The sequence below is a fragment of the Bradyrhizobium sp. 76 genome (assembly GCF_023073025.1).
In the GTDB taxonomy this organism is placed as follows: Bacteria; Pseudomonadota; Alphaproteobacteria; order Rhizobiales; family Xanthobacteraceae; genus Bradyrhizobium.
The window spans coordinates 1-7351 of sequence record NZ_JADPIS010000158.1 but is presented as its reverse complement, the minus strand read 5'-3'; the positions used below and the strand labels follow the sequence as shown (position 1 = coordinate 7351).

3 protein-coding genes are annotated in these 7351 nt (G+C 59.1%); all 3 read left to right on the top strand.

Annotated elements, in window-relative coordinates:
- Window positions 1-2543: 2543 nt before the first annotated feature.
- The 3 genes from gmd (at window position 2544) to glmS (ending at window position 6632) form a co-directional block, all read left to right on the top strand.
- Window positions 2544-3629 carry a GDP-mannose 4,6-dehydratase gene (gmd, locus tag IVB48_RS40600; RefSeq protein WP_247408853.1) on the top strand — a complete coding sequence of 362 codons (1086 nt, stop codon included), beginning with the start codon at window positions 2544-2546 and terminating at the stop codon, window positions 3627-3629.
- Window positions 3610-4587 carry a GDP-L-fucose synthase gene (locus tag IVB48_RS40595; RefSeq protein WP_276001279.1) on the top strand — a complete coding sequence of 326 codons (978 nt, stop codon included), beginning with the start codon at window positions 3610-3612 and terminating at the stop codon, window positions 4585-4587. Before gmd ends, IVB48_RS40595 begins: the two co-directional genes overlap by 20 nt.
- Window positions 4588-4805: 218 nt before the next feature.
- Complete coding sequence (gene glmS / locus IVB48_RS40590) at window positions 4806-6632, top strand: glutamine--fructose-6-phosphate transaminase (isomerizing) (RefSeq protein ID WP_247340039.1); 1827 nt, start codon at window positions 4806-4808, stop codon at window positions 6630-6632.
- Window positions 6633-7351 lie beyond the last annotated feature (719 nt).

Here is a 7351-nt window from a genome sequence, read left to right as displayed (position 1 = left end):
CATCGCAATGCGCGCCGACAAGACCGACCAGAGCTTCACTTCAATGATCTATCTGGCCGCGGCCGCGATAAACTCCAGATGAATCCCAACAGACCCTAGAACGGCGAAGTCACTGTTGGGTTACCTGACGGGAGTTTGGCTCTTTGACCAGGTTAACGCGCTGCCGATTAATCTCGTTTCCAATTCTGCTCAGCCGCCGCGGCACCGACAACTCCCGGGAAGCAGCCCCATTACGATGGTGACAGCGGGAGAGCTCGGCTGGATAGACAAAGCCAATTCGCACAGACTCGCCAGAGCATTCCGGCCATGGCCGATCGATTCCGTCGCCAAGGCACCTCCTATCCACACATTCAAGTAAGCTTGATTGATTCGCTTGATCACTCGTGGCCGCCGACGAGCAGTCTCACAGCTGGGGGTAGCTATGCGCGCACACTCGAGCGGACCTGAGCTGCGCCTTCCGCAGACGATTGATAGCCAAAGCCACTGCCTTGGTGAAGCGCCTCCCGCCCTGCTCGTCTTGCGGCTGGCTCCTGGCAAACGAATAAGGGTTCGACATATTCACGCGATAAGCTCGGAGGGGGATTGAATCATACGTAGCGTCAGATTGTAGAGTGCACAGCTAGGGAGCACCAATGTTCGGCTGCTTCCAGCGGAGCAGGCCGACCGCTTGCGATGAGAGGTCTTCTGCCAAAGCGGCTGAGGATCGCGCTCAGCCGAAGAACGCACTTTCTGTCCTGTCCACGCAATCGCCGGCCCTATGAAGACAAGATCGCCCACATGTAAGAAGGACCAATCCAGCCTGGGAGGCTGCCAAATACGTTTGCGGGTACTGAGTTCCAAACCAGCCGCGGCGAGATTGATGCGGTATCCCGGAGCGGTCATGTGAGAGGACCCGATAGATCCAACAGGGTCTTGCTCGTCGATCACTGTGAGGGCCAATGCCGGGCCATTGTTGGTTTCAAGAATGGCGATCCGGGAGCCGCGTATATGTGCGGCGCCCCCGTTGTGACGGGGCCTCGCCAAAAGCTGTCATCGTGGTGCGCTTATCACCATTCCCGAATGCACGTCATGCCATGGTCGGACGGACGCAGCCTCGTTGAACGAAAGCAGACTAGATGAACAACAGTAATCCGAGACGAGGCCGCGCAAGTGCTAGGCATGGGTAGCGGTCATCGCGGGAGCAAGAGAGCTGCCGATAGATCCGCGAGCTGGATCTGCTCGAGGTGCAGGCCTGACGATTGCCCAAGAGCCGAACGCCGATCCGGCAATGAGGCCCATCAAGACCTGACGAGCGAGTATTGAGAAGCTCATGTGAGCGCCTTGGAAGAGATGATGTGGAAGTTTATACCCGCGAGGGACTGAAGATTGATCTCGGCACCTTGATTGAGGGCAACACCGCGTTCGAACCCGATAAGCCGGCCATCCATTTCGAGACGCGCCTCTAAAGCTTACGCTGCTTTCGGCGCATTCGAGCGGGGGCACTTGGTTTAATGGCCCGGGTCGACCTATCCACTCTCCGCGAGCAGCTCATCCGACTTTTTTCTGCCGAGGTAGAACGCAGTTAATCCGTCAGCTCAGGCTGGTATCCGCAGAACGCTTGCTCAAGAACCGGAATTTGCCGACAAGAGAAGTTGCGCTCGGGACCAGCAAACCGCCAGTTTCAATGGCAGCGGCACGTGCTCGAGGCGGCTTATTCACCCACATGCGGGCTTTGCCTGGTCATACTACGGCCGGCCCGAAGACATGCTTGCGAGCGCGGAAAACACCCCCGGCGGAATGGTCGCCGAACCGAGCACTGATCTTGTGAGCCATATCGTCCGCCCGCTAAACGCACCATTGTTGTTGATTCCGTGGCCACTCGCGAGCAATGAGCCGCCAGATGCCTTTCGCTACTGAATTCGCCCTTCGGGGGCGCAGGACACACTAATCGTCGCGATAAAGCCCTTGAGGTCCCATATAGCACTGGCCTCATTCATCCAGCGTTTTTCTGTGAACTCAAACAGCACGGAGACAGTATGCGCGCCTTCACTTTTGCTTGCCAGATCACCAACTTGATTGTCCCGAAATGATCGACGATGACAAGTACTGCGCGACAGAGAACGAATTTCAATGCTTTGTTTGGCCGGCTTGCTCGCGGTTGCACTGGATGAACAGCAAGATTGGAACACTCTAATGCAAGGACACGAAATGAGGGAAACTCGCTGGCTCAACGTGCGAGTTGACCACGAAGGGACTGTGGAACGCTTCTCGGCCAAACGGGTCTGCTTACCTCCCATCCGCGACGCAACTTCATTGGTCGCGCCGACGCCGAGAAACGCCTGACGAAGGCCGAACGGAATCTTCCGGACTACAAACTTTCGTATAGTCCTTCAAAACCCTTTCGATGTGGAAGGTTACCTCCGTACAGTTGAGCGATTGATGCAATGCCTATACAGAGTCCAGAACTCGGCCGTTCGAGAGCGTGACGCTTCCGCATTCGAAGAGGCCAGACGCGATTGACGTCGTCGATCGGGGACCGACATTAGCCTGCGCAGAGCAACGATTTGTCAAACCAAGAGAGCAAACGGCGGGTCGCCCTAATCACCGGCGTGACTGGACAGGACGGCGCCTATCTGGCCGAATATCTGCTGTCGCTCGGCTATGTCGTGCACGGCATCAAGCGGCGCTCGTCCTCGTTCAACACTGCGCGGGTCGACCATCTCTACCAGGACCCGCATCTCGGGGACGTGCCGTTCCTGATGCACTACGGCGACATGACGGACTCGACCAATCTGATCCGGCTGGTGCAGCAGATCCGACCGACCGAGATCTACAATCTGGCCGCCCAAAGCCACGTCGCGGTCAGCTTCGAGAGTCCCGAATACACCGCCAATGCCGATGGGATCGGCGTGCTGCGGCTGCTGGAAGCGATCCGCATCCTCGGCATGGAGAAGGAGACGCGGTTCTACCAGGCCTCGACCTCCGAGCTCTACGGCCTCGTTCAGGAGATCCCGCAGAAGGAGACCACGCCGTTCTATCCGCGCTCGCCCTACGGCGTGGCAAAACTCTACGGCTACTGGATCACGGTGAACTACCGCGAAGCCTATGGCATGTTCGCCAGCAACGGCATCCTGTTCAACCACGAGAGCCCGATCCGCGGCGAGACATTTGTGACCCGCAAGATCACGCGCGCTGTCGCCCGTATCGAGGTCGGGCTGGAGGAGACGCTCTATCTCGGCAATCTCGAAGCCAAGCGCGACTGGGGCCACGCGCGCGATTACGTCGAGGGCATGCACAAGATCCTGCAAGCCGACAAGCCCGACGATTTCGTGCTCGCCACCGGCGAGATGCACTCGGTGCGCGAGATGGTCGAGCTATCGTTCGCCCAGCTCGGCCGCCGCATTGCATGGCGTGGAGCAGGGGTCGAGGAGACCGGCGTCGATGAGACGAGCGGCAAGACGGTGGTGAAGATCGATCCGACCTATTTCCGCCCCACCGAGGTCGATCTCCTCGTCGGCGACGCCAGCAAGGCGCATCAGGTGCTCGGCTGGAAGCCGAAGCACACGTTCGCCCAGCTCGTCGAGGAGATGATGGCAAGCGATCTGGCGGAAGCAAAACGGGAGGCGGCCCATGGCAAGCGCACCGTTTGAGCTGAAGGGCAAAAGCGTCTACGTCGCCGGCCATCGCGGTATGGTCGGCAGCGCGATTGCGCGCCGGCTCGCGCGGGAGGACGTGCAGCTCGTCACGGTCGACCGGCGCGAGGTCGATCTCTGCAACCAGACGGCCGTGTTCGAATGGTTCGCGAAAACGCGGCCGCATGTGATCTTCCTCGCCGCCGCAAAAGTCGGCGGCATCGTCGCCAACGACACGCTGCGGGCCGAGTTCATCTACGACAACATCACGATTGCTGCGAACGTGATCCAGGCCGCGCATCAAAACGGCGCCGAAAAGCTGATGTTTTTGGGCTCGTCCTGCATCTATCCGAAGCTAGCCCCACAGCCGCTGCGCGAGAATTCGGTGCTATCAGGCCCGCTGGAGCCGACCAACGAGCCCTATGCGATCGCCAAGATCGCCGGCATCAAGATGGCGGAAGCCTATCGCAGCCAGTATGGCAGCGACTTCATCAGCGTGATGCCCACCAATCTCTACGGCCCCGGCGACAATTATCATCCCGAATTGAGCCATGTCGTTGCCGCGCTGATCCGCCGCTTCCACGAGGCGAAGGTCGCGGGCGCAAAGAGTGTCGCCGTGTGGGGCACCGGCACGCCACGGCGCGAGTTCCTTTATGTTGACGACATGGCGGATGCCTGCGTGCACCTGATGAAGAGCTATTCGGGACCGGAGCTGATCAATATCGGCACAGGCGAGGACATCACCATCGCCGAGTTCGCCCGTGTCGTCGCCGAGGTCGTTGGCTACAGCGGCGAGATTGCCTTCGACACGTCGCGCCCCGATGGCACTCCGCGCAAGCTGCTCGACGTCAGCCGTCTCGCAAGCCTCGGCTGGCGCGCGAGGACATGGCTTGTAGATGGAATGCGCCAGACCTACCGGGCCTTCTTGGCCGTATCGGGTACATCGGACAAAACGAGAGCCTCATGCAGCTGCTAACTGCTGACGGCGCTCATTGTGCGATTGCCAGACAGTTGCTTTAGGATCTCCCGGCGAATTCGACAGGGCTCCACGTTTTCTTGGAGTTCGAGCACCTCCGGGTGCCGCGTGCCCGATGGAGGGCAGGCACGGCTAGACTGGCGGATAACTAAAGCGAGCGAATTGGTCAGGCGCGCCTTGCGGGACGCTCTGTTTTGAACTTGAGGTAAACTGACTAAATGTGCGGAATTGTCGGCATCTTGGGGCGCGGTCCGGTCGCGGATCGTCTGATCGATTCACTGAAGCGACTGGAATATCGTGGCTATGACTCAGCGGGTATCGGAACGCTCAAAGGAAACCATATCGAGCTTCGACGCGCCGAGGGCAAGCTGAGGAACCTTGAGACACGCGTTCGCTGCCATCCGCTCTCAGGCCATGTCGGGATTGGGCACACGCGCTGGGCTACTCACGGCAAGCCGACGGAGCACAATGCTCATCCCCATGCAACGGACAATGTTGCAGTCGTCCATAACGGCATAATTGAGAACTTCCGCGAGCTGCGAGCGGAGCTAAAACAGCATGGCGCCTGTTTCGCCTCTGAAACAGACACCGAGGTGGTGACGCATCTCATCGACTTTTATCTGAAAGATGGCTGCTCGCCGCAGGAGGCCGTAAAAGCGTCGCTGCCGCGGCTAGTCGGCGCGTTTGCGCTTGCAATCCTGTTCAAGGGTCAACACGACCTCATGATCGGTGCGCGCAAGGGCTCACCACTTGCGATCGGACATGGAGAAGGCGAAATGTATCTCGGATCGGATGCTATCGCGCTCGCGCCCCTTACCGGCTTGATCACCTACCTTGAGGACGGCGATTGGGCTGTGCTCAACCGCAACTTCAGCGTGGTCTACGACGCACAAGGCACAGTTGTCCGCCGGGAGGTGATGAAATCTGGCGCGTCGTCGGTTCTCGTCGACAAAGCAAACTACCGCCACTTCATGGCGAAGGAAATCCACGAACAGCCAGAGGTGATCGGGCAGACGCTGGCGCGTTACGTCGATATCGCCACCGAGAGCGTGGCACTGCCGCAGGAGCTTCCGTTCGACTTCAACGAGATCGGACATATCTCGATCACGGCTTGCGGTACGGCAGGCTACGCCGGCCATGTCGGCAAGTACTGGTTCGAGCGGCTGGCTCGTATTCCGGTCGAGCTCGATGTCGCATCCGAATTTCGGTACCGTGAGGCGCCGATGCGCAAGGGAGATCTTGCTATCTTCATCTCGCAGTCCGGCGAGACGGCCGATACGCTGGCCGCGCTCCGCTATGCCAAATCGCAAGGCCTGCATACCCTCTCTGTCGTGAACGTACTGAGTTCGACCATTGCGCGCGAAAGCGGGACAGTGTTGCAGACGCTCGCCGGACCTGAAATCGGCGTTGCCTCGACCAAGGCGTTCACATGCCAGCTGGTCGTCCTTGCGGCGCTTGCGGTTGCTGCTGGCAAGGCGCGCGGTGAATTGCCGGAGAGCGACGAGGTCGATCTCGTGCGAGCGCTGATCGAAATTCCACGGCTGGTTACCGCGGCGCTTGCCGGCGAGCCGCAGATCGAGAAGCTCGCACGCGACATCGCCAAATCGCGTGACGTGCTATATCTTGGTCGCGGCACGTCGTTTCCATTGGCCCTGGAGGGGGCACTGAAGCTGAAGGAGATCTCCTATATTCACGCCGAGGGCTATGCGGCCGGAGAACTCAAGCACGGCCCGATCGCCTTAATCGACGAGAGCGTTCCCGTAATCGTCATTGCTCCCTGCGACCGGGTGTTCGAAAAAACCATCTCGAACATGCAGGAGGTCGCCGCACGCGGCGGCAAGATTATCTTGATAACGGACGCTCGGGGAGCCGCAGAGGTATCCATGGATTCACTCGCGACGATTGTGCTGCCGGAGATGGATACGACGTTTACGTCGATTGTTTATGCGATTCCGGTGCAGCTTCTGGCCTACCACACGGCCATCCTGATGGGCACGGACGTCGACCAACCCCGAAATCTCGCGAAATCGGTAACTGTCGAATAAGGCAAGGTGATGCGACCTGGATTTTGTCGCGGTCAGATTCCGAATGCGCACAAGCCTCGGTCAGATCGAATTACGATGTGCCGCCCAGCTCCTGGCCCGATGCCACCGCATGGTTTCGCGGCGGTTCATAGCCCTCGCTTACGGAGGCTGAGCCTCATGTGCAAAATTTACGGCCAATCAGGTTGCGAGGCTGGCGTGGCCTTGCCTCCGGCAAGCAAGCAGTCGCGCAGGGCTTATCACGACATTCCGATTGCTTGGACCTGGTCATAATTCGTGACAAACATCCAGGTTTCTAATACGACGTGGAAGCCAGATGAAGCTGTTCGATTAAGCCCATTATCGCTGAGGAGGCCCGCTGTGATCCTCCCCCTCAGCGCGGGTTTTGGACCGCATTAGGACCGCAGCGCCCCTCGAAGTACGAGGCGCGCCTCGCTTCGAAGGACAACGTGGCACTTGCCCGAGCATGGCGATCGGCGCTATCGGACGGGCTCGATCACCAGCACGCTCACCAAATCTTTTCCGTAAACCTCAGGTTAAGTTGAGCAACTCGAGGCCAAATCGCTGGACATCGGGTGAGATGCTAACGCACCTCGGCTCCAATCGCAGGCTCGCGAGCTGTTCTAGGGTCTGTTGGGATTCATCTGGAGTTTATCGCGGCCGCGGCCAGATAGATCATTGAAGTGAAGCTCTGGTCGGTCTTGTCGGCGCGCATTGCGATG

Coding starts and splice junctions, on each gene's coding strand:
- IVB48_RS40595 (WP_276001279.1), top strand. CDS start 3,610: ATGGCAAGCGCACCGTTTGAGCTGAAGGGCAAAAGCGTCTACGTCGCC.
- glmS (WP_247340039.1), top strand. CDS start 4,806: ATGTGCGGAATTGTCGGCATCTTGGGGCGCGGTCCGGTCGCGGATCGT.